Here is a 26,560-nt window from a genome sequence, read left to right as displayed (position 1 = left end):
GCATGCGGATCCTGATCTCGGCCGACATGGAAGGCGCCACGGGGGTCACCTGGACCGACGACGTCGTGCCCGGGAGCCCGCAGTGGCAGCGGTTCCGGGGCCTGTTCACCGGCGACGTCAACGCGGTGCTGGCCGGCCTGTACGCGGCGGGCGCGACCGACGTGCTCGTCAACGAGGCGCACTCGTCGCAGCGCAACCTGCTGCTGGAAGACCTCGACGAGCGCGCGCGGATGCTGACCGGGCGGCACAAGCCGCTGTCGATGATGCAGGGCATCGATTCCGGTGTGGACGGTGTGGTGTTCCTCGGCTACCACGCCGGGGCCGGGTTCGACGGCGTCCTGTCCCACACGTATCTGGAGAACCAGATCACCGGAGTGTGGCTGGACGACGTGCCGGCGAGCGAAGGCAGGCTGAACGCGGCGATGGCCGGCGAGTACGGCGTGCCGGTGCTGCTGGTCAGCGGCGACGACCAGACCTGCGAGGACGCGCGCGACTACGCGCCGGACGCGGAACTGGTGCAGGTCAAGGAATGCGTGAGCCGGTACGCGGCGATCTGCCTGCCGCCCGCGCGCACCGCGCGGCTGCTGGAAACCGGCGCGCGGGAGGCGATGGCGCGGGCCGGGCGGACCGAGCGGACGCCGGGGCGGCACCGGATCGAGGTCGAGTTCGACGCGAGCCATCTGGCGCAGGCGACCGCGGTGATCCCGACCGTGGAGCAGACCGGGACGCGCCGGGTCGCGTTCGAGGCGCCGAGCATGACCGAGGCGATGAAGGCGTTCAAGGTGGTCACGGCCATCGCGGCAGGGGCGGTGCAAGGCATTTATGGCTGAGGTCGACGTTGTTTCGCTGTGCGCGGACCTGATCCGGTTCGACACCACCAACTACGGCGGCGGGGAGGCCGCGGGCGAACGGCTCGCGGCGGAGTACGTCGCCGAATTCCTTGACCGGCACGGGGTTCCGGCGCGGATTCTGGAGCCCGAGCTGCAGCGGTCGAACGTCGTCGCGCGGATCCCGGGCACCGATCCGACGCTGCCCGCGCTGCTCGTGCAGGGGCATCTGGACGTGGTGCCCGCCCGCGCCGCCGACTGGTCTGTACCGCCGTTTTCCGGCGAGGTGCGCGACGGGTTCCTGTGGGGCCGCGGCGCGGTCGACATGAAGGATTTCTGCGCGATGGTGCTGGCCGCCGTCGCGTCCGGGCTGACGCCGCGGCGGGATCTCGTGCTGGCGTTCGTCGCCGACGAGGAGGACCGCGGCGACTACGGCGCGCACTGGCTGGTCAAGGAGCACGCGGACCTGTTCGAGGGCTGCGCGGCGGCGATCAGCGAGTCCGGCGGGTACAGCTATCACGTGTCCGCGGCGGACGGCCGGAAGGTGCGGCTGTATCCGGTCGCCACTGCCGAGCGCGGCACCGCGCACCTGCGGCTCACCGCGCACGGGCGCGCCGGGCACGGGTCGCGGCCTAATGCGGAGAACGCGGTCGTGCGGCTGGTCGGGGCGCTGCAGCGGATCGCGGACCACCGCTGGCCGGTGCAGCTGACGCCGACCGTGCGGGCGTTCCTGGAACGGACCGGCGCGGCTTTGGGCGTGCCGGTGGACCTGTCGTCGGGCGAGGCGGTCGACGAAACCGTGGCGCGGCTGGGAACCGCCGGGTCGCTGGTGGCGCCGACGGTGCGCAACAGCACCACGCCGACGATGCTCGACGCCGGGTACAAGGTGAACGTGATCCCGTCGACGGCGACCGCGCAGGTCGACGTCCGGGTGCTGCCGGGAACCGAGGACGAGCTGTTCGCGGTGGTGGATTCGTTGCTGGGCGAGGGCGTCGCGCGGGAATTCGTGGCGCATCAGCCGCCGGTGCAGGCTCCGGTCGATTCGCCGTGGTTCGAGGCGATGGCCGGCGCGCTGCGGGCGGAGGACCCGGAGGCGGTCGTGGTGCCCTACTGCATGGGCGGCGGGACGGACGCGAAAGCGTTCACGCAGCTGGGGATGGCGTGCTACGGCTTCGCTCCCCTGGCGCTGCCGGAGGGCTTCCCGTACCGGGCGATGGCGCACGGCGTGGACGAGCGGGTGCCGGTGGACGGGCTGCGGTTCGGGACGCGGGTTCTGACGCGGTTCCTGGAGTCTTGCTGAGGGTTCCGGCGTGGCCTCGCGTCCGGTTCGGCTCCGGACGCGAGGCTGGCCTTCTTTCGTGGGTGCGCCGCCGCGGTTTTGCCGTCGCGGTGTCCACAATGGACAGTCCGGCGGCGAGGTGCGCGATCGCCGGTCGCGGTTCGTCGCGGGACTGTCCGGTGCCGTCAGCGGGTGAACTCCGCCCACCAGCGGCTGTCGTCGCGGACGCGCTCCAGCGAGGTCAGGGTGACGCCGTCGCGGGCGAAGGACTCGACTTCGGCTTTGCTGAGCGGCCACGGCGGGCCCTCCCAGCTGTCGAGGTCGATGCTTTCCTCGGCGACCGCGCCGACGACGAGCGTTCCGCCCGGCGCGACGAATCCGGACACCGAGGCGATCGCGGGGTCGTGGACGTCCTTGGGCATCGACTGGACGGTCATGATCTCCACGACCAGGTCGAAGGCGTAGTGGAATTCCGCGGGCGGGGCGAGCAGGTCCGCGGTGCGGTAGGAGACGGCGGTGTCCGGGAAGCGGTTGAGCACGGCTTTGATCGCGCTGGGCGAGACGTCGAAGGCGGAGGTTTCGTATCCGGCGGCGGCGAGGAGTTCGGCGTCGTCGGCCATTCCGCAGCCGACGACGAGCGCGCGGCGTCCGTTGCCGGGACGGCCGTCGAGCCAGGCGGCGAGTTCCGGCGAGGGCTCGCCGCGGTACCACGGCAGGACGGCTTCGCCCGCTTCCGCCGCGGCGTAGAGGGGCTCGAACCACCCGGTGGGGTCGCCGTGGGCGAGGGCGAGTCCGGCCCGGCGGCGGGCGTCCTCGTCGGGATCGATGGCGTCGTCTGGCATGGGGTCCGTTATACCCGCCGGGCCGCGAGGCCGGTGCGTTCGCGGCGCCGAGCCCGCCGGCCGTCGCTTCGGCCAGCCGCGGAGAGCCCTGGCGGGCCGGCAGACACCCGGTTGCCGTAGCCGGGCCGCCGGGGGGTTGTCCGTTTCCGGTCAGGATTCCGGGGTGGTCTTGACATCGATGTCACCCGCGCGTTGAGCTTCCGGGGCCCCGGGACGTCCGTTGTCCCGGGGCCCCGATCCCCTGACGAACTGGGAGCAATGATGCCCCGAAGCGCCAGACCGTTGCCCGCCGTGCTCGCCGCGGCGATGGCGGCGGCGGGCCTGGTCGTCCTGCCCGCCGCGGCCGGTGCCGCGCCGGGCGAGGCCGCCCCGCCGGACTTCGTGTCTTCGTTCGAGCCGAACGACCCGCAACCGATCCAGGACGCTGTCGACACCGATGCCGCGGGGAAGCCGCGGGCCTCGGGCGTCGACGGCGCGAACGGGACCGCGATCCCCGGCGACATCCGGGGCAAGGTCACCGACGTCAGCGCGACCAGCGAGAATACCGGCGGCGGCGAGGTCGCCGCGAACCTGATCGACGGCAGCACCGGGACGAAGTGGCTGTCGTGGGACCCGGCGGCGTCGGTGACGTTCGCGCTTTCCGCGCCGACGTCGATCACGCACTACGCGGTCAGTTCGGCCAACGACTTCCCCGGCCGGGACCCGCGGGACTGGACGCTGCAGGGCTCGAACGACGCGCAGCGGTGGACCGATCTGGACAAGCAGTCCGGGCAGTCGTTCGCCAGCCGTTTCCAGCAGAACGACTACAAGCTGGCCGCGCCGAGCGCCGCGTTCGCCTACTACCGGCTGAACGTCACGCGCAACAACGGCGACGACATCATGCAGTTCTCGGAGCTGCTGCTGGCCAACGACGATCCGGCCCCGCCGCCGCTGCCGAACATGCGCAGCGTGGTCGATTCCGGACCGACGTCGGGCTACACCAACAAGAACCGGGTCGGGTTCACCGGCAAGAAGGCGTTCCGCTACTCGGGCGGCCAGCCCAAGGCCGGGCACGGCTACTCCTACAACAAGGTCTACGACGTCGACCTGCCGGTGACCGCGACGACCGAGCTGTCGTACAAGGTGCAGCCGCAGTTCGTCGAGGGCGATCTGAAGTACCCGAGCACGAACGTCGCGGTCGACCTGGACTTCACCGACGGCACGCATCTGCGCGACCTCGGCGCGACCGACCAGTACGGGTTCCCGCTGACGCCGGAGGGCCAGGGCGCGAGCAAGGTCCTCTACGCGAACCAGTGGAACCTGGTGCGTTCGGCGATCGGGCGGGTCGCGGCGGGCAAGACGATCGACCGGATCGCGATCGGCTACGACAATCCCAGCGGCCCGGCGCAGTTCGCGGGCTGGCTCGACGACCTGAAGATCTCCGCGACGCCGACGCCGCCGGCCAGCACCCGGCCCAGCGACAACGTGCGCACCACGCGCGGCACCATGGCGAACGGCACGTTCTCCCGGGGCAACAACTTCCCGGCGACCGCGGTTCCGCACGGCTTCAACTTCTGGACGCCGGTGACGGACGCGGGTTCGGCGAGCTGGCTGTACAACTACCATTCGCAGAACAACGCGGAGAATCTCCCGCAGCTGCAGGCGTTCAGCGTGAGCCACGAGCCGAGCCCGTGGATGGGCGACCGGCAGAGCTTCCAGGTGATGCCGTCGGCCGCGAGCGGGGTGCCGGACGCCAACCGCGACAAGCGGGCGCTGCCGTTCACGCACGACAACGAGGTGGCGCGGGCGCACTACTACGGCGTCACGTTCCAGAACGGGATCAAGACCGAGATCGCGCCGGCCGACCACGCGGCGATGCTGCGGTTCTCCTTCCCGGGCAATGATTCCAGCCTGATTTTCGACAACGTCAACAACTCTGGCGGGCTCACGCTCGACCCGGCGAACGGCACGCTCAGCGGCTATTCCGACGCCAAGAGCGGCCTGTCCGCGGGCGCCGGGCGGATGTTCGTCTACGCGACGTTCGACAAGCCCGTCACGACCGGGGGCAAGCTGACCGGGCAGAACCGGGACAACGTGACCGGGTACCTGCGGTTCGCCGCGGGCGCGGACAAGACCGTGACGATGCGGATCGCGACGTCGCTGATCAGCGTGGACCAGGCCAAGAAGAACCTGGAGCAGGAGATCGCCCCGGACGCCGGGTTCGACCAGGTGCGGGACGCGGCTCAGCAGGCGTGGGACAAGCAGCTCGGCGTGATCGAGGTCGAGGGCGCGTCGAAGGACCAGCTGGAGACGCTGTACTCCAACCTGTACCGGCTGTTCCTGTACCCGAACGAGGGCTTCGAGAACGTCGGCACGAAGGAAGCGCCGAAGTACCAGTACGCCAGCCCGGTGTCGCCGAAGACCGGCGCGGACACCGCGACCCGCACCGGGTCGAAGATCGTCGACGGGCAGACGTATGTCAACAACGGCTTCTGGGATACCTACCGGACCACCTGGCCGGCGTATTCGCTGCTCACGCCGGACATGGCGGGCAAGATGGTGGACGGGTTCGTGCAGCAGTACCGCGACGGCGGCTGGATCGCGCGCTGGTCCTCCCCCGGTTACGCGGACCTGATGACCGGCACCAGTTCGGACGTCGCGTTCGCCGACGCGTATCAGAAGGGCGTGACGAACTTCGACGTCAAGTCCGCCTACGACGCGGCGCTGAAGAACGCGACGGTGACGCCGCCGAACTCCGCGGTCGGCCGCAAGGGTCTGGACCAGTCGATTTTCCTGGGCTACACCCCGAATTCGACCGGCGAGGGCTTCTCGTGGGCGATCGAGGGCTACGTCAACGACTTCGGCATCGCGAACCTGTCGAAGAAGATGTACGACCAGGCGGCGGCGAACGACCCGCGCAAGGCGGAGTACCTGGAGAACTACCACTACTTCACGAGCCGGGCGCAGCAGTACGTGAACCTCTTCGATCCGAGCACCGGGTTCTTCCAGGGCAAGGACGCGAGCGGGAAGTTCACGAAGGCCAAGGCCGATTACGACCCGCGCCAGTGGGGCGGGGACTACACCGAGACCGACGGCTGGAACATGGCCTTCACCGTGCCGCAGGACGGGCAGGGGCTGGCGAATCTCTACGGCGGCAAGGACAAGCTGGGCGCGAAGCTCGACGCGTTCTTCGCCGACCAGGAGACCGCGAACTTCCCGGGCAGCTACGGCGGCGTGATCCACGAGATGCGGGAGGCGCGGGACGTGCGGATGGGCCAGTACGGCCACTCCAACCAGCCTTCGCACCACATCCTCTACATGTACGACTACGCGGGCCAGCCGGCGAAGACGCAGGCGAAGGTGCGCGAAGCGGTGTCGCGGCTGTACACCGGCAGCGAACTGGGCCAGGGCTACGCGGGCGACGAGGACAACGGCGAGATGTCCGCGTGGTACGTCTTCAGCGCGCTGGGCTTCTACCCGCTGCAGATGGGCAGCCCGGACTACGCGATCGGGTCGCCGCTGTTCACCAAGGCGACCGTGCACCTGCCCGGCGGGGACCTGGTGGTCAACGCGCCGAAGAACTCGGCGAAGAACGTGTACGTCCAGGGGCTGAAGGTCAACGGGAAGAACTGGACGTCGACGTCGCTGCCGCACGACGTGCTCGCCCACGGCGCCACGCTCGACTTCGACATGGGCCCGAACCCGTCGACGTGGGGCACCGGCGCCGGCGACGCGCCGAAGTCGATCACCACCGGCGACGCGGTGCCGACGCCGCTGCACGACGAGACCGGGCCGGGGCTGGGCACTTTGTCCACTTCGGACGGTTCGGACGCGTCGGCGTTGCTGGACAACACTTCGCGCACGCAAGCGAAGGTGACCGGCGCGGTGCAGTACCAGCTGAAGTCGGCCGACGAGGCGGTCACGCACTACACGCTCACCTCGGGCACCGGCGCGGGCGACGCGAAGAGCTGGACGCTGAAGGGTTCCTATGACGGGAAGACCTGGACGGTCGCCGATCAGCAGACCGGCCAGTCCTTCCCGTGGCGGCAGCAGACCCGGGCGTTCGCGGTGAAGAACCCGGCGCATTACGCCTACTACCGGCTGGAGGTCACCGCGACCGCGGGCGGTCCGGCGACGCTGGCGGAGTTCGAGCTGCTGGGCCGCCCGGACGCGTCGTGCACGAAGACGCTGACCGGCGTGCAGAACGGCCCGCTGACCGTGTCGAGCGGCGTGGTGTGCCTGAACGGCGCGACGGTGTCGGGCCCGGTGAACGTGGCGCGCGGCGCTTCGCTGCTCGTGCGCGGCGGCCAGATCACCGGCCCGGTCGCGGCGGCGGGTGCGGCGCAGGTGGTGCTGAACCGGACGAAGGTGTCCGGTCCGGTGTCGATCACCGGCAGCGCCGGCCCGGTGTCGATCGAGCTGACCGACATCTCCGGCCCGGTGAACTTGACCGGCAACCAGGGGCCGCTGATCGCGAGCAGCACCGTGGGCGGGCCGCTGGCCTGCACGGGCAACTCCCCCGCCCCGACGGATCACGACCTGGCCAACACGGTCCGGGGTCCGATGGGCGGGCAGTGCGCGCAGCTCTGACCGGCTGACTGCGAAGGGGCTCTTGGGGGAAGCTGATTCCCTCGAGAGCCCCTTTTTATGGCGGTACCGGCTTGGGGAAAACGACGTGCTCTTCACGGGTTCCGGCCGGCGGGAACTGCTTGAGCTTATTGGCAGCAGCGGGAGCGGGCGTCACATGAGCACATCCCCGTGCCGAAAGAGGAGCCACCAGAGGAAGCGTGCAATAGCCGATTTCACCGGGGAAAGGCTTGAAATGCTTCGTTCGCTTCGCGTCTTCGCATGCACTTTGGCAGCGCTCGTCGCCTCTGTTTTCGGTTTCCGAGGCGGCTGGGCCAAGACGATCGAAGACCGCCCGCCGCAATTGTTCGTCGAAACCGGCGGACTGCGATTCGCGGCGGACGGCAGTCGAGTCGTGACGGACTGCTGACGTCAGTCGACCGGAGTCAGTTCCGGCAGGCGCGTTATCGAGTGGTCACCAGCACCCCAACGTGAGAGCGTCGCGTGATGAAGATCAACTACTCCTGGCGCGCCGACCTGACCGACGCGCAGCTCGTCGCCCTCACCCAAGCCCACGGCGGCGACCCCGAGACCGGCTGGTGGGACCGGGCGAAGCAGCACAGCCTCGGCTGGGTCAGCGCGCACGACGGCGACCGGCTGGTCGGCTTCGCGAACGTCGCGTGGGACGGCGCGGACCACGCGTTCCTCCTCGACCCGAAGGTGCACGCCGACTGGCAGCACCGCGGCATCGGCACCGAACTCGTCCGGCGCGCGCGGGACGCGGCGAGGGACGCGGGCTGTGAGTGGCTGCACGTGGACTTCGAACCGCATCTGCGTCCGTTCTACTTCGACGCCTGCGGGTTCGCCTCCACTGACGCGGGGTTGATCCGGCTCACCGCGAGCTGAACCGGCGAAGCGGGCGCGGGAGCGATTACCGTGGGGGCGTGACCACGGCTGCGTTCTTCTCCTCGTTCGAAGCGGGCGATCCGCAGCCGGTCGCTCCCGGACTGCGGGTGGACAGCGGGCCGCGCCGGTCGCCGACCGCGAAGACCGGCGTCGGGTTCACCGGGGCGAAAGCCTTGCGCTACCAGGCCGGGCCCCCTCTCGTGCTGTTCGAGGTGGACATTCCGGTCACCGGCCACAGTGCACTGTCGTATGTGGTCTTCCCCGCCTCCGACGATCGCAGCACGCACGTCGCGCTCGATGTCGAGTTCGCCGACGGCAGCCGCGCCGGGTTCGCCCCGGACCCGGAGACGCTCTACGTCGACCAGTGGAACCTCGTGCGTCGTCCGCTGAAGGCATTCGCCGGACGGCGGGTGCGGCGGATCCTGCTGGTGACCGAGTTCGACGGCGAGGCGACAGGCTGGCTGGACGACGTCCGGATCGCCGAGCGTCCGCCGCGGCACCAGGACCCGGTCGACTGGGTCCGCACGACTCGCGGCACGCATTCCAGCGGCGAGTTCTCGCGCGGCAACACCTTCCCGGCCACCGCGGTCCCGCACGGGTTCAACTTCTGGACCCCGGTCACCGACGCACGCGCGCTGAACTGGTTCTACTCCTACCACCGGCACAACGACGAGCGGAACGAGCCGCGGCTGCAGGCGTTCGGGCTCAGCCACCAGCCGAGCCCGTGGATGGGCGACCGGCACACCTTCCACCTGATGCCCGGCGCCGGACCGGTCGAGCCGGACCGCGGGCGGCGTTCGCTGGCGTTCAGCCACGACGACGAGACCGACCGGCCGCACCATTACCGCGTCCGGTTCCGCGGCGGGATCACCGCCGAGGTCGCGCCGTCCGAGCACGCCGCGATGTTCCGCTTCGGCTTCCCGGACGGCCGCGGCTGGGTGCTGTTCGACAACGCCCGCAACCGCGGCGGCCTGCGGATCGACGCCGAGCGCGGGATCGTCACCGGGCACACGTGGGTGCGGAGCGGGCTCTCGACCGGCGCGCGGCGCATGTTCGTGTACGCCGAAGCCGACCAGCGGCCGGAGAAAGGCGGGCGGATCCGGCGGCCGTTCTGGCGGACGGTGACCGGCAGCCTGGAGTTCGCCGTCCCCGAGGCGACGCTGCGGATCGCGACGTCGCTGATCAGCCTCGCGCAGGCGAAACGCAACCTGGCGCTGGAAATCCCGGCAGGCACGACGTTCGACCAGGTCCGGGACCGGGCGCGGGAACGCTGGCAGGAGGTGCTCGGCCGGGTCGAGCTGGAGGGCGCGTCCGAGGACGAGCTGACCACTTTCTACTCGTGCCTCTACCGGCTGTTCCTGTACCCGAACGTCGCGCACGAGAACACGCCGCGCGGCATCCGGCACGCGAGCCCGGTCGTGCGGAGTTTCCGGCCGAGCACGCGGCGGCGCACCGGCGCGAAGGTCGTTGACGGCGAGCTGTACGTCAACAACGGCTTCTGGGACACCTACCGCACCGCCTGGCCCGCGTACGCGCTGCTCGCGCCGCGCCAGTGCGGCAGGATGATCGACGGTTTCGTGCAGCAGTACCGCGAAGGCGGCTGGATCGCCCGCTGGTCCTCCCCCGGATACGCCGACCTGATGACCGGCACCAGCTCCGACGTCGCGTTCGCCGACGCGTACCTGAAGGGCGTCACGAACTTCGACGTCGAGGCCGCCTACGACGCCGCGCTCAAGAACGCCACTGTCACTCCGCCACGCAAGGGCGTGGGCCGCAAGGGTCTCGACCGTTCCGCGTTCCTCGGATACACGCCGACCTCGACGCGCGGCGGCCTGTCCTGGGCGCTCGAAGGCTGTCTCAACGACTTCGGCCTCGCCAATCTGTCCGACGCGCTCGCCCGGGAAAGCAGCGGCGCGCGGGCCCGCCGGTTCGCCGACAACGCCGTCTACCTCCGCCAGCGCGCCCAGCACTACGCCAACCACTTCGACGCCCGGATCGGCTTCTTCCAGGGCCGCACCCTCGACGGCGGCTGGCGCCACGCACCCGCCGGATTCGACCCCGGCGCGTGGGGCCCGGACTACGTGGAGACGAACGCCTGGAACACCGCGTTCTCCGTGCCGCACGACGGCCCCGGTCTCGCCGCGCTGCACGGCGGACCGGCGGGTCTCGAGGCGAAGCTGGACGAGTTCTTCCGCACCCCGGAGACCGGCCAGGACGGCCGGATCCACGAGATGACCGAGGCCCGGGACGTGCGGATGGGCCAGTACGGGCACTCCAACCAGCCCTCGCACCACATCCCGTTCGTCTACGCCTTCGCCGGGGCGCAGGCGAAACTCCAGCGGACCGTCCGCGAGGTGCTGCGCCGGCTGTACCTCGGAAGCGAGATCGGCCAGGGCTATCCCGGGGACGAGGATAACGGGGAAATGTCGGCCTGGTATGTCTTCACCGCCCTCGGTCTCTACCCGCTGGCCGTCGGCAGCCCGCGGTACGCGGTGTGCGCGCCGCTGTTCCGCTCCGCCACCGTGCACCTCGACAACGGAAAGGACCTGGTGATCCGAGCACCCCGCGCCGCGACCGGCACGCCCTACGTGCACGGCCTGACCGTCGACGGCGAACCGCACCCTTCGGCCACCCTCGCGCACGCGGTCCTCGCCCGCGGCGCGGTGCTGGAGTTCGACGTCCGCGCCGAGCCCGGCGACTGGGGCGGCGAACCGGTCGCCCCGGTCGCCCCCGCGCCGCTGAAAGACCTCGCCGGCACCGGAATCGCCGCTCTGTCGGACAACACCAGCCGCACCCAGGCCGTCTTCCGCACGCCCCGGCCGACCATCACCTTCACCGCGGACGGCGAACCGCGCGAGGTCGTCCTGTACACGCTCACCTCCGGCAGCAGCGCGGGCGATCCGCAGGACTGGGTGCTCGAAGGCTCCGACGACGGCCGGCGATGGCGGACCCTGGACGAACGCTCCGGCGAGGTGTTCCGCTGGCGGCGCCAGACCCGGCCGTTCGTGCTCGCCGACCCCGCCGCGTGCCGGCACTACCGGCTGCGGGTCCGCGCCTCGACCCGGCGGCGCGTCGCCCTCGCCCAGTGGGAGCTGCTGGCCCGATGATCACCGCCGTGCGCAACGCCTTCCTCGACCGGCTGGCGGCAGCCGACCCCGGCCTCGTCCGGCTGCGGCTCGCCGCGTCGGCGGTGCTCGGCATCGTCCTCGCGGTCCTCGCGATGCTGCCGCTGCACTTCCCGCTCACCACCACGCTCGTCGCGGCCATCGCGGCGATGATGAGCGCGTTCACCGTCAACGACGCCACCAGCGGCGGCCAGGCCGTCACGCTTCTGCTCGCGTTGCTGGTGGGGGCCGCCTCGATCACCGCCGCCTGTTTCGGCTCCGCCTACGCACCGCTCGACAGCGTCGTGTTCGTGCTGCTGATCTTCGTCGCGGTGTACGTGCAGCGGTTCGGCGCGCGCGGCATCGCGCTCGGGTCGATGGCGTTCTTCCTGTTCTTCTTCCCGATGTTCCTGCAGGCGCATCTCGCGCAGGTGCCGCACCTGCTGATAGCGCTGACCATCGGGATCGCGGCGAACGCGGTCGTGCGGTTCCTTCTGTTGCGCCGCAACGCCGAAAGCGAGCTGATCCGCTACCGGCAGGCGTTCCGCGCGCGGCTCGGCGCGGCGGTGCGGGCGGCCGAGGCGTACATCTCGTCCGGCGGCTCGGACCGCAGCACCCGCCAGATCCGCACGGCGGTGGAGCGGCTGCACGAAGTGGTCCTCTTGATCGAGGACCACGCGCCGGACGTCGTCGACGACCGCCGCGCCGACCAGCTGCGCCGCCGGGTGATCGAGGTCGAACTGGCCGTGCAGTGGCTGGTGATCACCGTGCGCCGGACGTGCTCGCAGCCGCTGCCCGAGGGCGTCGCGGACGATCTGGTGGCCCGGCTGGCCCGGTTCCGGTCGCTGATGGAACGCGACCCGCGCGACCTGCCGCTGATCAGCGAGACCGGCGAGTACAGCCGGATGCTGGTGGAAGGCAGCCGGATCGACGAACGCGCGCACCCCGGCGACGGAGTCCGCCGCGCGATCGCCGAACTGGCCGTCGCGGACGACCGGGCGCAGCGCATCGCGAGCCGGTCGTCCACAGTGGACTTCCCGGCCGAAGAGGACGAGGAGGAAGAACCCGCCAAGGCGTTCGCCTACGACAACCAGACCCGCGGCGCGATCCAGGCCGTGCTCGGCGGCGGGCTCGCCGTGCTGGCCGGGCAGCTGATCTCGCCGCAGCGCTGGTACTGGGCGGTGCTGACGGTGTTCGTCGTGTTCATCGGCACGTCCAGCGCCGGGGCCCGGTTCGTGAAGGGCATGCGCCGCACCGGCGGGACCCTGCTGGGCATCGTCGGCGGCGTCGCGCTGGCGCTGCTGGTCAGCGGCAACACCCCGGCGATCCTCGCGCTGCTGCTGGTCTGCGTCTTCGGCATGGTCTACACCGCGCGGGTGTCGCAGTTCCTGATGGCGTTCTTCGTGACCAGCATGCTGGGACTGCTCTACAGCCTGCTCGGCACGTTCAGCATCGAGGTGCTGTGGATCCGGGTCGCCGAAACCGCGGTCGGCGCGGCGTGCGGGCTGCTCGCCGCCGTGGTGGTGCTGCCGGTCCGCACCCGCGCGGTGATGCTGGACGACATCGCGGTCGCGCTCGACGAACTGCACGAGTTCATCGAATCGGCCGCGAAGCTGCTGTCCGGCCGCGAGAACGTGAACATCATCGAGATGTCCCGCGACCTCGACCGCGCGGTCGAGCAGGTGCGGCTGACCATCGAACCGCTCACCCACCCGATCAACCTGCGCAGCGCCCGCCGCGACTACGGCTGGCACGTGCTGACCACGCTGGAGGGCATCGCCTTCCGCGCCCGGCACGTCGCCGCCCGCGCACAGCCCGGCCAGCTCGCCGGACCGGTCTCGGAACGGCTGGACCAGTTCGCCGGCCGGATCATCGCGAACGTCGACCTGGTGCACGAGGCGGTCAGCAACCCGGGCAGCACGCGGACGCGCAAACTCGTCCGCGACGACGGAACCCCGGTCGCCGACCGGATCGACGAGGCCGAGACCCGAGCCGTGCTCTCCAGCCTCAGCCACCTCGACGAGGGGCTCATCGCACTGGGCCGCGTTCTGGGCGTCGGAGCGCAGGACCCGCTGCGGCACAGCTGACCGCCCGGCCCGGGTGACCCGGATTCGCCCCTCCGGCGGCCGCGAACCTGGCAGGATAGCTCTTCTCGGACAGCTCCGGGGAGGCAGCTGATGAGAAGACCGGCGCTCGGCGACCCGCTCTGGCTCGGACAGTACCGAGTGCTCGCGGAACTGCGCCGGGACGAAACGACCAGGGTGCTGCTCGGCAGCGGACCGGACGACCGGCTCGTCGCGCTCACGCTCCCGAACACCGCCGAGGACAACGGATTCCGTGCTGAGGCCGCGGCGTTGAGCGCGGTGTTCGAAGCCGACCCGGACGCGGCCACGCCTTGGCATGCCTCGGAATTCCATCCCGGACCCGCGCTCGAGGACGTGCCCGGCGCGCTGCCCGAACCGGCGGTGCGCCGGCTGGCCGCCGGGATCGCAGCCGACCTGACCCGGCTCCACAGCGCCGGGCTCGCACACGGAAATCTGGACCCGTCCCACGTCCGGCTCACGAACCACGGGGCCAGGCTCGTCCCCCGCGCGACCGGCACCGACCCCGCCGCCGACCTGTTCGCACTCGGCACGCTTCTCGCCGCGGAAACCGCCCTCCCCGAGGCGATTCGCCCGTGTCTCGCGGAAAACCCGCCCGACCGGCCCACCGCCTCGCAACTGCTCGAAACGATCGGCCCGGCTGCCGCCCCGTGGCCGCCCGCCGTCGAAAAGCTCATCGCGGAACAGACGGCCGAACTCGCCCCGTTCCTCGACGCTCAGCCGGCAGAGGACAAAACCGACCCGGTGATCCACCAGGTCGCAGAAGACTTCCCGGCCGCCCCGCCGCCCCCGCTCTCGCGGCGGCGAATCCTGCTCGGCGCGCTCGCCCTGGTCCTCCTCGGACTCGCCGGATGGCTCGCGTGGCCGGGCCCGCCCAAGCCGGACGCGCTTCCGCCCGCACCGCAGCCGCCGCTGGTCGAATCCGGGTTCCTCGTCGCCCGCGGGCATCCGCAGTTCCTCCAGTACAACCACGACGGACGCCTGCTCGCCACGGCGGACGCCGACTTCACCCTGGAGGTGCTGGACGTCGACACGCGCAAACCGGTCGGCCGCCGCCTCGGCCCCTTCCCCGAGACGAGCGTGGCGGGCATGGCTTTCGGCCTCGACGGACTTTCCCTCGTCATCGCGCGGGTCAAAGACACCCAGCTCACAACGCAGACCTGGAACGCGTGGACCGGCCAGGAAACCAGCGCACCGCTCGTATTCGACGGCATCGACCGCGACGGCGGCTGGCCCGCGCTCAGCCCCGACGGCAGCCTCCTGACCGTGCCGATGGCCTCCCCGCGCAGGCTCGACGTGTGGCGGGTCGCCGACCGCACCCGCGTCGGCAGCATCGACACCCCGGCCGCCTTCCGGTACTCGGAGTTCAGCCCCGACGGGCACACGCTCGCCGTCTACCAGCGGGACGGCCACTCCGACCACCCCGGCCAGTTCCGCCTGTGGGACATGGCTTCGCTCAAACCAGCGGGCGCTCCGATCACCATGGCCGCGAACGAACGGCTCTGCTGCTTCGCTTTCCGCCCGGACGGCCGAACGCTGATCACCACCAGCGGCGAAGCCCGCGAACCAGCGAAAGTGCACCAGTGGGACACCGCCGCGCACCAGGAACTCCGGCCAGCCTTCACGCTCGCCCCCACGCGGATCGACCAGCAAAACGGGACCGTCTGGATGACCATGGCCCTGGCCGGGCTCGACGACCAGCACCTTCTCGCGCTGTCGGCGGGCACCCTCGTCGTGCTCCGGCTCGACGGGAAACAGGAGGGCGCGGGCCTGCCCGGAATCGCCTCGCTCTCGGTGAGCCCGGACCGGAAGACCATCGCCACCACGTCCGGCTCGACCGCGGACAACAACGTCCACCTGTGGCACAAACCCTGACCCCGCCACCCGAACGTCCGGGAGGGGAACCTGGGGAGCCAGATTCCTTCAGGGCTCCTTCAGGCCCGCTCCGACCCCGGCGGATCAGCGTGCGAAAGCGGGCGGCGCGCCCATCGGGCTGAGGTGCATTCCCGCGATCCGCCAGCCGTCTTCGCCGCGGACGAGCACGTGGGTGGCCCGGAACGTCCCGTCGACGCGGTTGCCCTGATGGGTCGCCTCCTGGTCGTGCACGCCGATCGCGATCGCGGTGTCACCGTGCACGCGGACCTCGACGTCCCGCCAGTCGAGCCGCAGCGTCGCCAGCGCACCGGACTCGTACCGGCCCAGCCACTGCTCCCGGTCAAGCACGAAACCGAGCGGCCCGACGAGCCGGAACTCGTCCGCGACCAGCGAGCCCAGCGTCTCCGGGTCAGCCGCGACCTCCGCGGCGGCCCAGCGTTTGCCCAGTTCAGCGATGTCCGCAGCGGTCATGACGCCCTCCAGTGCCATTCGATGAGACAGCACAAACGTTAGACATCTAATCATTCGTCGTCAAACGGTTAGAGTTCGACGATCCTGCGGTACCGTCCTCTCGTGCCCCGACCCGCCACCCCGCCGCTCGGCGTTCTCCTCGCCCGCACCGCCAAGACCGCCGGCCAGGCGTTCGACCGCGCCCTGGCCGAGGTCGGCGGATCGCAGCCGGTCTGGCAGATCCTCATCGCGCTCAAAACCCGCCGGCACGCAAGCCAGCGGGAACTCGCCGACGCCGTCGGCATCCAGGGCGCGACGCTCACCCACCACCTCAACGGCATGGAAACCGCCGGCCTGCTCACCCGCACCCGCGACCCGGAAAACCGGCGCGTGCACCAGGTCGAGCTGACCGACCACGGCGAGCGCACCTTCCACCGCCTCGCCGACGCCGCGATCGCGCACGACAAGCGGATGCGCCGCGGTTTCACCGACGACGAAATAGCGACCCTCGCTGCATTGCTGACCCGGCTCGCGGAAAACGTGGCACAACCGGACCCGTGAACGCTTCCTCGCGCGCTCACGGGTCCGGGCCGCGCAGTTACCGCGTGGGCGGGCAGGTCTTCCAGGCGAAGTGGTAAACCGTCTGGACACTGCCGTCCGTCGAGTCCATCGTCAGGAAGCTCGTCGTCTTCGCCGGGTCCGAAGTCCCGGCATACGCCCGCAATTCCGTGTTGATGTTCAGGTTGCGTTCCTGGCCGCACGGCTCGTAGATAATCGCGTCGATGTCCGTCGAATCCGAGAACTGCCAGTCATTGTCGTAGAACCCGTCGAGCCGATGTGTCGCGTAGGCGGTCGGCGAGTTTCCCTGGAAATAGTAGTTCGCGCGTTCCACGCCGTACGCGCCCTTTTCGAGGTGCCCGAATCCGCGGTAGTCCGCCGAGGCGATTCCGTACGTGAACCCCTGCGGGACGTGCACGCGAAGGCCGATCTGGCAGTTCTTGCGGAAGTCGGTCGGCTGCGCGCCGACGCCGACCTGCGCGGTGTATTGGCTGTAGGTGACGGTGAACGCGGTGTTGTCCGTGGAAACCGAAACCGCGGCCGTGTCCGGCGGGCAGCCGGTCCCGTTCACCGTCGCCACGTCGATGATAATTTTGTCCGGCGGCGGATTCTGCGGCCAGGAATGCGGGGTAATCGTCGAAGTCAGCGCCAAAAGCGCAGCGGACATCGTGGCAAGCATGGGTTCCTTCCCATTACTTCCGAGGGGTGGGGGGTTTCGACAGGGTAGCGCGGCAACCACTCTCCGAGTCCCACTGAATGGAGCAACGTTTATGCTTAGCTGCGCACAGCAACGTGTTAACAAACCGTTGACACGAGCTATTATGGACAATTGACGAATCAACAAAAATGATTCAAAAATACACCACGCAGAACCACTCTTCCCGGCTGGTCCGGACAATCCGGCGAAAAAGGCCGCGAAAACCGGGGCAATCGGGACAGTTCGCGCACCGCGCCCGGTACCGCGCAGACCCCGCTCCCCCGGGCGATCCGGCCGCCCGCCCGCACCGCCGCCGCGCCCCGCGCCACCCGCCGCGGCCGGGCCCGGCACGCCCGGACCCGGCCGCAACTCGATCGTGATCTCGAGTTACGCCCTTCGCCCCACTACTCAAGTCGCATCGAGCCGCGTCCCGCCGGGCCGGAACGTGATCCTGGCTACCGTGACTGGACGCACCCGGACGACGCCCGCCGGTAGGGCTAGCATCCTCGGTACTAGCCAAAGTCGTCTCAAGCTGGAGAAGCGCAATGACCCAAGCCCCTGTCAACGTCACCGTCACCGGTGCGGCCGGCCAGATCGGCTACGCGCTGCTGTTCCGCATCGCGTCCGGTCAGCTGCTCGGCGCCGACACCCCGGTGAAGCTGCGGCTCCTGGAGATCCCCCAGGCGGTCAAGGCGGCTGAGGGCACCGCGATGGAGCTGGACGACGGCGCGTTCCCGCTGCTGGCCGGCATCGACATCTTCGACGACCCGAAGCAGGCCTTCTCCGGCGCGAACATCGCCCTCCTGGTCGGCGCCCGCCCGCGCAGCAAGGGCATGGAGCGCGGCGACCTGCTCGAGGCCAACGGCGGCATCTTCAAGCCCCAGGGCGAGGCCATCAACGCCGGCGCGGCCGACGACATCAAGGTGCTGGTGGTCGGCAACCCGGCCAACACCAACGCGCTGATCGCCCAGTCGCACGCCCCCGACGTGCCCGCCGAGCGCTTCACCGCGATGACCCGCCTCGACCACAACCGCGCGCTGGCCCAGCTGGCCAAGAAGCTCGGCGTCGCCGTGACCGACCTGAAGAAGGTCGCGATCTGGGGCAACCACTCGGCCACGCAGTACCCGTCGGTGCAGCACGCCGAGGTCAACGGCAAGAACGTCGCCGAGACCATCAACGACCAGACGTGGCTCGCCGACACCTTCATCCCGACCGTCGCCAAGCGCGGCGCCGCCATCATCGAGGCCCGCGGCCTCTCCTCGGCCGCCTCGGCCGCCTCCGCCGCGATCGACCACGTCTACACCTGGGTGAACGGCACCCCGGAGGGCGACTGGACCTCGGCCGGCGTCGTCTCCGACGGCTCCTACGGCGTCCCGGAAGGCCTCATCTCCTCCTTCCCGGTCACCGCGAAGGACGGCAAGTACGAGATCGTCCAGGGCCTGGAGATCGACGAGTTCTCCCGCCAGCGCATCGACGCCTCCGTGGCCGAACTGGCCGAGGAACGCGACGCGGTCCGCAAGCTGGGCCTGATCTGAGGTTCGTTTTCCACGATGGCCGCCCCGGTTTCGGGGCGGCCATCATTCGTTTTCGCGTCTTTGGCTGGTTTTGGGGTCGTGGATGTTGGGCTTGGTCTCACGATGTGGGTGTGTTTTCTCATCGCCCGCCGTATAGGTCGTTATACAGTGGAGAGTAGGTCGTGTAGTCGGCGGGCGGTGCCGGGCACGATCCGTGTCCCGTCGCGGAGGTCGGCGGTCAGCTGGTCGTAAACCCGGCCCACATTCGCCGCCTGGACCGGCAACGCGCTGGGATCGGCAGCACCGTCCATTCCGGACTTCCGGGATGCGACCTGCAGTTGCGCTCCCCCGTCTCGGATCGAGGTCCGGACGGTCACATCCCGGACCTCTCCCCCGCATCCGCGAGCGCCGTGGCTTGCGTGCTTGGCCGCGGTCCTGCGGGCGCAAAGAAGGCCGGCCCCCCCCCCCCCCCCCCCCCCCCCCCCTTCGCGCTCGCCACCGCGATCCCGCCGGGCCGCACGATCGGGCTCGTCCCGGGCGAGGACCAGTGGCGGCGGAATCGTCCTCGACGGTCTGCGCCCGGCGGGATCGGCGCACCCGCCGCTAGGGTCGGGGGAATGGCCCGGCTGATCCACCTCAACGGCCCCAGCGGCATCGGGAAATCCACTGTCGCGCGGCGCTACGCCGATCTGCACCCGGGAGTGCTCGATCTCGACGCCGACCAGGTGGTGACGATGATCGGCGGCTGGCGGACCGCGTTCTGGGACACGCTGCCGGCCGCGCGGCGGCTCGCGCTCGCCATGGCGGAGACACATCTGCGGGCCGGGCACGACGTGGTCATGCCGCAGTTGGTGGCGAAGGTCGAGCAGGCCGAACGGTTCGAGGAGGCCGCTCGCGCGGCAGGCGGCGAGTACGTCGAGATCATGCTCGCCGCGCCTCGTTCGCAGGCGAAAGCCCGGTTCGCCGCGCGCGGCTACCACGCGGCGGCCGACGCGATGGCCGAACTGGGCGGCCCGGTCGTGCTCGACCGGATCCACGACCACGTCGCGGAGTACCTCCCGCTCCGTCCACAGTGCACAGTGCTGGACACCGGAGGCCTCGACGCGGACGAAACCTGCGCGAAGGTCGCGGAAATCGTTGCCCGCCGAGCAGCGGCGGAGGCACCGCGTGCACGGAACGGGGACCAAACGGGAAACGCGCCGCCCAGCCCGGCCTGAGCGCGGTATATGTCGAGGAGTGCCAGGACACAGACCCGACGCGGTCCGTCCGCCGCCAACCGGGCGGACCGCGTGCCGCGCGCGAACCTGCCCCGCCGCACCCCCGGCCGACGCGGTCCGTCCGCCGCTAACCGGGCGGACCGCGTGCCGCGCGCGAACCAGCCCCGCCGCGCCCCTGGCCGACGCGGGAATCGCAGCCGATTCCCGCGCGATCCTGATTCTCGACGGCCCTCGACAGGTCAGCCCGCCGCCAGCGCTCGTTCCCGGCCTGTCGCCGTCCTTCCTCGATCCGCGCCGGCCTCTCCGGAAGAGACTCCCATGCCAGAATCCGCTGCCCGCCCGGACTTCCCCGCGCCGCCCTGGCTGCTCAGCGCTCGCGACGGCGTCGCCCTGCGCGCCCTCGCCGCGGCCTTGCTCGACAGCACGGCGTCCGACCTCGACCTCTCCTACTCGCTCGCAACCCGCGTCCCGCGAGCGCACCGCGTCCTGGTCCCGGCCGGCGACCGGACCGCCCTCGAAGCGGTCGCGAGCGGCGCGACACCCGGTCAGCCCGTGCCGATCCGCCCCCGGCTGACCTTCGTCTCCCGCGGCAGCAAACTCTCCCCGGGCCGGGAAACCGAGTTCTCGCACCGGTTTCCGCTCTTCGCCGAAACTTTCGCCACGATCCTGGCCGACTATCAGGACTGGCTCTTCGCCTTCCAGGCCGCCCTGAGCTGCCTGCTGGAATCCTGGGGCCTCCGCCCGGAAGCCGTCGCCCGCGTGACCACCCGGCCCCGGGACGACCTCAGCCTCCAGCTCGACCTCACCCCGCCCTCCGTCCACGCCCTCATCGCCGAACTCGCCCGGCTGCACACCGCGGGCATCCCGGTGGCCTGGCACGAGGTCTTCGCCGGAAGCGGAGCCCAGCGGGTCGACCTGCCCGCCGAAACCCTGCTCTACCGCCCCCGATGGGTCCCGGTCCCCGCGCGTCCCGGCCCGGCGGAACTCCTGGAACTCCCCACCGGCAACGACGTCCACGCCCGCACCGCCCGCACTCTGGACGTTCTGCAGGGGCGCGAAGACCGGCTAGCCGTCACGATCAACGCCACCGGACCCGACCCGGATCTGGCCAGCGCCGCGGTCTGGGGTCTGCTCAGCGCTGCCGGAATCACCGCGGTCGACCTAGACCAGCCGATGCCCGCCGCCGAGATCCTCGACCTGGTCGGCGGCAGTACCGAACCCCGGCTCGCCATCCGCGACGGAATCCCGCACGCCTTCCGCGTCGCGCCCGTCACCGCCTCCCCCGTCCGGCTGATCGACCCGTCCGGCACTGTCCTCGCCACCGGCGGCACCGGCCGGATCGGCACCCTGCTGGCCGCGCACCTCGTCGCCGAGCACGGCGTCCGTCACCTCGTGCTGGCGAGCCGCAGCGGCCCCGCCGCCGAACGCCTCCCGACCGATCTCGACGCGGACGTCCGCATCGCCGCCATCGACGTCGCCGACCCGCATCAGGTCGAAAGCCTCCTCGCCTCCTGCACTCCGCCGCTGACTGCGGTCATCCACTGCGCCGACGCTCTCCTCGGCGCGCCACAAAGCCCGGACCCGGTTTTGCGCGCGAAAGCCGACTCCGCCTGGATCCTCCACGAGGCGACCAAACACCTGCCGCTGTCCGCGTTCGTGCTCTTCTCGTCCCTCGCCGGGGCCTTCGGCGAACCCGGACAAGCGATGTACGCCGCCGCCAACCGATTCCTCGACGCCCTCGCCGTCCACCGACGCGCGAACGGGCTGCCCGCGGTGTCAATCGCGTGGGGCCGATGGGATCCCGCCGTCTTCGACGCCGCGCTCGGCAGCGAAGAACCGGTCTTGTTCGGCCCCGGTGCGCCCCGCGCCGAGCGGACCCGCCCGACCGAGGAAGCCTTCCCCGGCCTGCTGACCAGTGTCCCGGCCGGAAGATGACCTCGGGTCCTGAGCTTTTTCTTTAACGGAAGCTGGGCGCTGGCCGATTTTCTCGCCCAACGCCCAGCCGTATAGGTCGTTATACAGCAATCAGCTGACCGAAATGTCGTCCGCGTAGATCGGGCTCTGGCCGTACCAGCCGTGGACGTACACCGTCACCGCGCCGGACGAGCCGGTCGTGAACGGAACCGTCAGCTTGGTCCAGCTGGAGTTCGCGGTCCACGAACTGGCCGTCGCTCCCCCGCGGACGCCGGCGTAGGCGTAGCCGCCCTGGACCCATGCCGTCAGCGTGTACGCGTGGTTCGGCGCGAGCGTCAGGTTCTGCGTCGCTTCCCCGGTCGTCGACGCGGTCGGCGACACCTGCAGTGCGTGGCTGCCTCCGTGCACCGGCGAGGACACGATCGCTCCCCCGGTCCACGGGCTGAGCGCGCCGGTCTCGAAGTTGCCGTTGACGACGCTGCCGGTCGGGCTGGTTCCGTTGACAGTCAACGTGTACGTCGCGCTGTGGCTGCCGCCGCCTGCGACCGAACCCGTGATGGTCAGCGGGTAGACGCCCGGCTGAGTCGCCGCCGTCGTGGTGATCGACAGGTTCGCGCTCTCCCCCGCCTTCACCGTGGCCGGGCTGACCGACGCGGTCACGCCGCCGGGAGCGCCGCGCACCGAGAGCGAAATCTGTTGCGCCGTACCGGAAGTCACCGCGGTGGTCACCTTGCCGGTCGCCGAACCGCCCGGGTCGACCGAGGCCGCGGCCGGGCTTGCCGACACCGAGAAATCGTTGCCCGGCTGCGGGGTTCCGCCGGTGAACGGGGCGAACGTGTGGCTGAAGTACCACTTGTCCTGCGGGATGCCGGAGCAGTTGTCCTGCGCGCCGGTCCCCGGGCAGGTGCCGTTGTCCCGCTGCAGCGCCCAGAACGACAGCAGGTTGATGCCCTTGGACACGGCCCAGTTGTAGACCGTGACCGCGTCCGCCGTGGTGAACGTTTCGGCCGCGCCGAAGTCGTCGATGCCCGGCATCTCGGTGACGCCGACCATCCCCCAGAGCTGTTCCTGCGTCTTCTCCGGGTACAGCGACGCCAGCTGCGACACCAGTCCGGCCGCCGCCGTCTGGGTGTCCTGGGCCATGTTGTGCGTGGCGTTGTCGTAGTAGTCGAAGGTCATCAGGTTGACCACGTCGACCCTGGCCCCGTTGGAAACCGCGTTCCGCAGCACGTCCAGCGCGCTGGCCAGGCCGCTCGTGGTGGTCGGCAGCGTGTAGGAGATCTGCACCTGCCGCCCGTTGGCCGCGGCCCAGTCCTGGACCTTCTTGATCGCCTTGTTCCGGCGGTCGATGCCTGCGGAGTTGGTCAGCGAGTTGTCCTCGATGTCCATGTCCAGGCGCGGCACGTCGTAGGTGGTGATCAGCGATTCGTACGCGGCCGCGATCTGGTCGACGTTCGTGCAGCTGTCGGCGATCTCGGTGGCGTTGTGGTCGGCGGTGTAGCCGCCGAACGACGGGATCACGTCCCCGCCGCGCGAGCGGATGGCGCGGAAGTCCGCGCCGAACGTCGAGTCCGCCACCGGCATGCCGGCGTCGCCGTTCCAGAGGACGGTGCACGAACCCGACGAGGCGGTCTGCAGGAACGCCATCGTCAGGTGCTTGACGCCGGCCTCCTGGGCCATCGCGGCCGGGCTCTGCCCGTTCCAGGATTCGAAGTAGGGCGCGAACACGTGGTTCGGCAGCGGCGTCGCGGCGTGCGCGGGCGCCGCGGTGGCGACCAGCACCCCGAGCGGAGCCGCCGCGGCGGCCAGGACAGCGGACAATCGGGACAAGTGACTTCTTCGTCGCATGCGGGCTCCAGTGCCGAAAAAGGGGCCGTGCGGCGCGGCGGCGCACGACCGGAACTTTCCCAGAATTGGACTGGACCAGTCACCCGTCAAGGTCTAGACCACTAATGCGGCCGAACGGCCGGGTCGGATCGTCGGGCGCCACCGGGGGCCGGTGGTCCGGCGCCGGACCACCGGCCCCCGGTGGGTCAGCCCACCTGTTCCCTGGCCGGGGCCGGCGCGCCGAGCGAGAGGTTCGTCGACCGCGTGGTCAGCGAAATCGCCGCCGCGGCCAGCGTCGACACCGCCAGGAACCCGAACGCCGCGGCGAACCCGAACCGGTCCGCGAGCCAGCCCATCACCAGCGGCGCGAGCACGCCGGCGAGCTGGCCGCCGGTGTTCACCAGGCCCATCCCCGCGCCGACCAGGTCGCGCGGCAGCACCCGCAGCGGGAGTCCGACGATGCCGATCGAGGCCAGGCCGCTGATGAACATCGCGACGGTCTGCAGCACGGTGAACCCGGTCGCCGAATCCGACAGCAGCATCGCGACGAGCACCCCGGCCGCGGCGACGAGCGCGGGCACCACGAGCCAGCGCGGCCTGCGGTCGAAGTACCGGCTCATCAGCCAGCCGCCGAGCAGCACCGCCGCGGCGCTCACCAGCTGCGGGATCGCCGCCGACACCCCGGCCGCGACCAGCGAGAGCCCCTTGGTCTCGACCAGGTACGACGGGACCCAGGTGATCATCCCGTAAGCGAGCATGTTGAAGCAGGCGAACATCGCCGCGCAGCGGATCACCAGCCGGTTCCGCAGCACCCGCGAGACCGGCACCTTCACCGGGGCGACGTGCGCCTCGGGTTCGGTCAGCTCGCGCGGCAGCGGCGCGGGCAGGATCCGCCACAACGCCAGCCCGACGATCAGCCCGGCCACCGCGACGATCCAGAACGTGTGCCGCCAGCCCGCGGCCACCACGAGCGGCGCGACCAGCAGCGGCCCGAGCCCGGCCCCGACGGAGTTCGACGCGAGCAGCAGCCCGGCGCCGCGGCTGCGGCCTTCCTGCGTCGTGCGCTCGGCCAGCGCCTTGAACGCCGCGCCGGGGAACAACGCCTGCGCGAACCCGAACGCCGCGCGCAGCACCAGCAGCACGACCAGCCCGGGCGCGAACCCGGTGGCGGCGGTGAACACCGACCAGGCCACCAGCGAAATCACCAGCAACGGCCGCGCGCCCACGCGGTCCGCGAGCAGCCCGCCGGGCATCTGCCCGACCAGATAGGCGATCGCGAACGCGGAGACGACCAGCCCCTGCGTGGTCTTGGACAGCCCGAACTCCGCGCCGATCAGCGGCAGCGCGACCGCGATCATGACGCGGTCGATGTAGTCGATGATGAAGACGCCGACCAGCAGCGCCAACGTGGTCCGTTCGGTCCGCCGCACGCCCGGCGCGGAACTGCCAATGCTCACCGTCGGATCCTCCTTGATTCGGCGACGCCGCATTGTGCGGTCAGGCACCCCCTCCGCGGCTTCGTCGGATCCGCCGAATCCCGGGCCCGGGTGTCAGCGGATCCGACGAAGCCGCGGTTTCGCGGAGGCGCGGACGCGGGGAAACCGGCGGCCGGAACCGGCCGTTCGACGCCGGAACGCAGCGGAGTTCCCTACGATGGCGAAGCTGACGACCGCGGGCGGAGAGGGACGGTGGGGATGGCCGAGGGGCGACCGGGTGCGATGATCGGCGGCCGTTACCGGCTGATCGGCGAACTCGGGTCCGGCGGTTTCGGCCGGGTGTGGCGGGCTCGCGACGAAAGTCTCGACGTGAGCGTCGCGGTGAAAGAGATGCGGCTGCCGCCGTCTTCCAGCGACGCGGAACACGCCGACCGGCTGAAGCGGGCGGAGCGGGAAGCCCGGCACGCCGCCCGGCTGCGCGACCATCCGAACATCGTCGCCGTCCACGACGTCGTGATCGAGGGCGGCGTCCCGTGGATCGTGATGCGCCTGGTCGACGGCCAGACCTTGGCCGACCGCCTCGCCGGCGGCCCCCTCTCCCCCGAACAGGCGGCTCCGATCGCGGCGGCGCTGGCGGACGCGCTCGGCGCCGCGCACGACGCGGGCATCGCGCACCGCGACGTCAAACCCGGCAACGTCCTGCTGACCGGGGCCGGCCAGGTGCTCCTGACCGATTTCGGCATCGCCACCCACGAGTCCGACACCCAGTTGACCTCTACTGGCATGTTCATCGGCTCGGTCGAATACACCGCCCCGGAACGGCTCGAAGGCCGCGGCCGCGGCGCGGTCAGCGACCTTTTCTCGCTCGGGGCCACCCTCTATCACGCCGTCGAGGGCGTCTCCCCGTTCGGCCGCGACAGCGCCAAGGCGACGATGGCCGCCATCCTCTTCGAGCAGCCTCCGCCGCCGGAGCGCGCGGGCGCGCTGGCCGAGCTCATCACGCGCCTGCTGGACAAGGACCCGGACCGCCGTCCTTCCTTCGCCGAAGCACGGCAGCTGGCCGCCGCGCCGAGCCCGGCCAAGCGCGAAACCCGCGTCGAGACCGGACTCCGGCCGACGCGACCCGAGCCGGCGCCGAAGGCGCCGCACCAGCGCACCGGCCGCAAGGGGTTCTTCGCCGGGACTTTCACGATGGCTGCGGGGCTGGTCCCGGCGGTCGTCGCCTCCGGGGCCGTCCTTTCCGGCTCTTCCCACGCTGCCGACCAGAGGACAGCCACCCTCGTCCCGTTGGCGTTCGCCGCCGGGATCGCCGTCTTGGTCGGAATCGGGCTCTGGCTCTGGCCGATCAAGCACAACAAGCCGATCGGTTTCGGCGCCGGCCTCCTCACGTTCGTCGTGCTGCTCGTTTTGTGGCTGCCGAACATCGTGATCAGGTGAGCCGCGGGTCCCGGCTGGAGACCCGCGGCG

General features: G+C 70.7%; 17 protein-coding genes. 12 read left to right on the top strand and 5 right to left on the bottom strand.

Annotation, left to right across the window (positions count from 1 at the left end; translation table 11 throughout):
• Nucleotides 1-2 precede the first annotated feature (2 nt).
• Both F9C12_RS02210 and F9C12_RS02205 read left to right on the top strand, forming a co-directional pair.
• A complete protein-coding gene (locus F9C12_RS02210; protein WP_409180301.1) occupies nt 3-830 on the top strand; it encodes a M55 family metallopeptidase in 828 nt (275 codons plus the stop codon).
• Nucleotides 823-2,127 carry a M20/M25/M40 family metallo-hydrolase gene (locus F9C12_RS02205; protein WP_409464543.1) on the top strand — a complete coding sequence of 435 codons (1,305 nt, stop codon included), beginning with the start codon at nt 823-825 and terminating at the stop codon, nt 2,125-2,127. Before F9C12_RS02210 ends, F9C12_RS02205 begins: the two co-directional genes overlap by 8 nt.
• A 164-nt stretch (nt 2,128-2,291) precedes the next feature.
• Here F9C12_RS02205 and F9C12_RS02200 read toward each other — a convergent pair whose 3' ends face one another.
• Nucleotides 2,292-2,948, bottom strand: coding sequence for a class I SAM-dependent methyltransferase (locus F9C12_RS02200; protein WP_409464542.1), 657 nt, complete (start codon nt 2,946-2,948; stop codon nt 2,292-2,294).
• Between the two features lie 261 nt (nt 2,949-3,209).
• Here F9C12_RS02200 and F9C12_RS02195 point away from each other — a divergent pair, with 261 nt between their 5' ends.
• From F9C12_RS02195 to F9C12_RS02175, 5 genes are all read left to right on the top strand, one after another.
• Entirely contained in the window at nt 3,210-7,517 is a 4,308-nt protein-coding gene (locus F9C12_RS02195) for a GH92 family glycosyl hydrolase (RefSeq protein WP_409464541.1), read from the top strand.
• A gap of 483 nt (nt 7,518-8,000) precedes the next feature.
• On the top strand, nt 8,001-8,399 hold the full coding sequence (locus F9C12_RS02190) for a GNAT family N-acetyltransferase (protein WP_409464540.1): 399 nt from the start codon (nt 8,001-8,003) through the stop codon (nt 8,397-8,399).
• 38 nt (nt 8,400-8,437) lie between these two features.
• Nucleotides 8,438-11,506, top strand: a complete 3,069-nt coding sequence (locus tag F9C12_RS02185; RefSeq protein WP_409464539.1) for a GH92 family glycosyl hydrolase — start codon at nt 8,438-8,440, stop codon at nt 11,504-11,506.
• Nucleotides 11,503-13,590, top strand: a complete 2,088-nt coding sequence (locus F9C12_RS02180; protein WP_409464538.1) for an FUSC family protein — start codon at nt 11,503-11,505, stop codon at nt 13,588-13,590. Before F9C12_RS02185 ends, F9C12_RS02180 begins: the two co-directional genes overlap by 4 nt.
• A 90-nt stretch (nt 13,591-13,680) precedes the next feature.
• Nucleotides 13,681-15,480 (top strand): hypothetical protein, encoded by a 1,800-nt coding sequence (locus tag F9C12_RS02175; RefSeq protein ID WP_409464537.1) that lies wholly within the window; start codon nt 13,681-13,683, stop codon nt 15,478-15,480.
• Nucleotides 15,481-15,564: 84 nt separating this feature from the next.
• Here F9C12_RS02175 and F9C12_RS02170 read toward each other — a convergent pair whose 3' ends face one another.
• Complete coding sequence (locus tag F9C12_RS02170) at nt 15,565-15,951, bottom strand: nuclear transport factor 2 family protein (protein WP_409464536.1); 387 nt, start codon at nt 15,949-15,951, stop codon at nt 15,565-15,567.
• A 102-nt stretch (nt 15,952-16,053) separates the two neighbouring features.
• On the opposite strand from F9C12_RS02170, the gene F9C12_RS02165 reads away from it, so the two are divergent.
• On the top strand, nt 16,054-16,491 hold the full coding sequence (locus F9C12_RS02165; RefSeq protein ID WP_409464535.1) for a MarR family winged helix-turn-helix transcriptional regulator: 438 nt from the start codon (nt 16,054-16,056) through the stop codon (nt 16,489-16,491).
• Between the two features lie 37 nt (nt 16,492-16,528).
• On the opposite strand, the gene F9C12_RS02160 is transcribed toward F9C12_RS02165, so the two are convergent.
• A complete protein-coding gene (locus F9C12_RS02160; protein WP_409180292.1) occupies nt 16,529-17,167 on the bottom strand; it encodes a DUF4360 domain-containing protein in 639 nt (212 codons plus the stop codon).
• A gap of 563 nt (nt 17,168-17,730) precedes the next feature.
• On the opposite strand from F9C12_RS02160, the gene F9C12_RS02155 reads away from it, so the two are divergent.
• The 3 genes from F9C12_RS02155 (at nt 17,731) to F9C12_RS02145 (ending at nt 21,851) form a co-directional block, all read left to right on the top strand.
• Nucleotides 17,731-18,720, top strand: a complete 990-nt coding sequence (locus tag F9C12_RS02155) for a malate dehydrogenase (protein ID WP_409464534.1) — start codon at nt 17,731-17,733, stop codon at nt 18,718-18,720.
• Between the two features lie 596 nt (nt 18,721-19,316).
• The gene (locus tag F9C12_RS02150) at nt 19,317-19,916 is read left to right on the top strand and encodes an AAA family ATPase (protein ID WP_409464533.1); all 600 of its coding nucleotides are present in this window, start codon (nt 19,317-19,319) and stop codon (nt 19,914-19,916) included.
• A 318-nt stretch (nt 19,917-20,234) separates the two neighbouring features.
• Entirely contained in the window at nt 20,235-21,851 is a 1,617-nt protein-coding gene (locus F9C12_RS02145) for a KR domain-containing protein (RefSeq protein WP_409464532.1), read from the top strand.
• A 90-nt stretch (nt 21,852-21,941) separates the two neighbouring features.
• Here F9C12_RS02145 and F9C12_RS02140 read toward each other — a convergent pair whose 3' ends face one another.
• Both F9C12_RS02140 and F9C12_RS02135 read right to left on the bottom strand, forming a co-directional pair.
• Nucleotides 21,942-23,678: a glycosyl hydrolase family 18 protein gene (locus F9C12_RS02140; protein WP_409464531.1), complete on the bottom strand. Its 1,737-nt coding sequence runs from the start codon at nt 23,676-23,678 to the stop codon at nt 21,942-21,944.
• A 185-nt stretch (nt 23,679-23,863) separates the two neighbouring features.
• On the bottom strand, nt 23,864-25,114 hold the full coding sequence (locus tag F9C12_RS02135; protein WP_409464530.1) for an MFS transporter: 1,251 nt from the start codon (nt 25,112-25,114) through the stop codon (nt 23,864-23,866).
• Nucleotides 25,115-25,351: 237 nt separating this feature from the next.
• Between F9C12_RS02135 and F9C12_RS02130 the strand changes: the two genes are divergently transcribed.
• Nucleotides 25,352-26,530, top strand: a complete 1,179-nt coding sequence (locus tag F9C12_RS02130) for a serine/threonine-protein kinase (protein WP_409464529.1) — start codon at nt 25,352-25,354, stop codon at nt 26,528-26,530.
• Nucleotides 26,531-26,560 lie beyond the last annotated feature (30 nt).

It is taken from the genome of Amycolatopsis sp. GA6-003, from assembly GCF_046267895.1.
Taxonomy (GTDB): Bacteria; Actinomycetota; Actinomycetes; order Mycobacteriales; family Pseudonocardiaceae; genus Amycolatopsis.
This window is presented reverse-complemented; position numbering and strand designations above follow the sequence as displayed.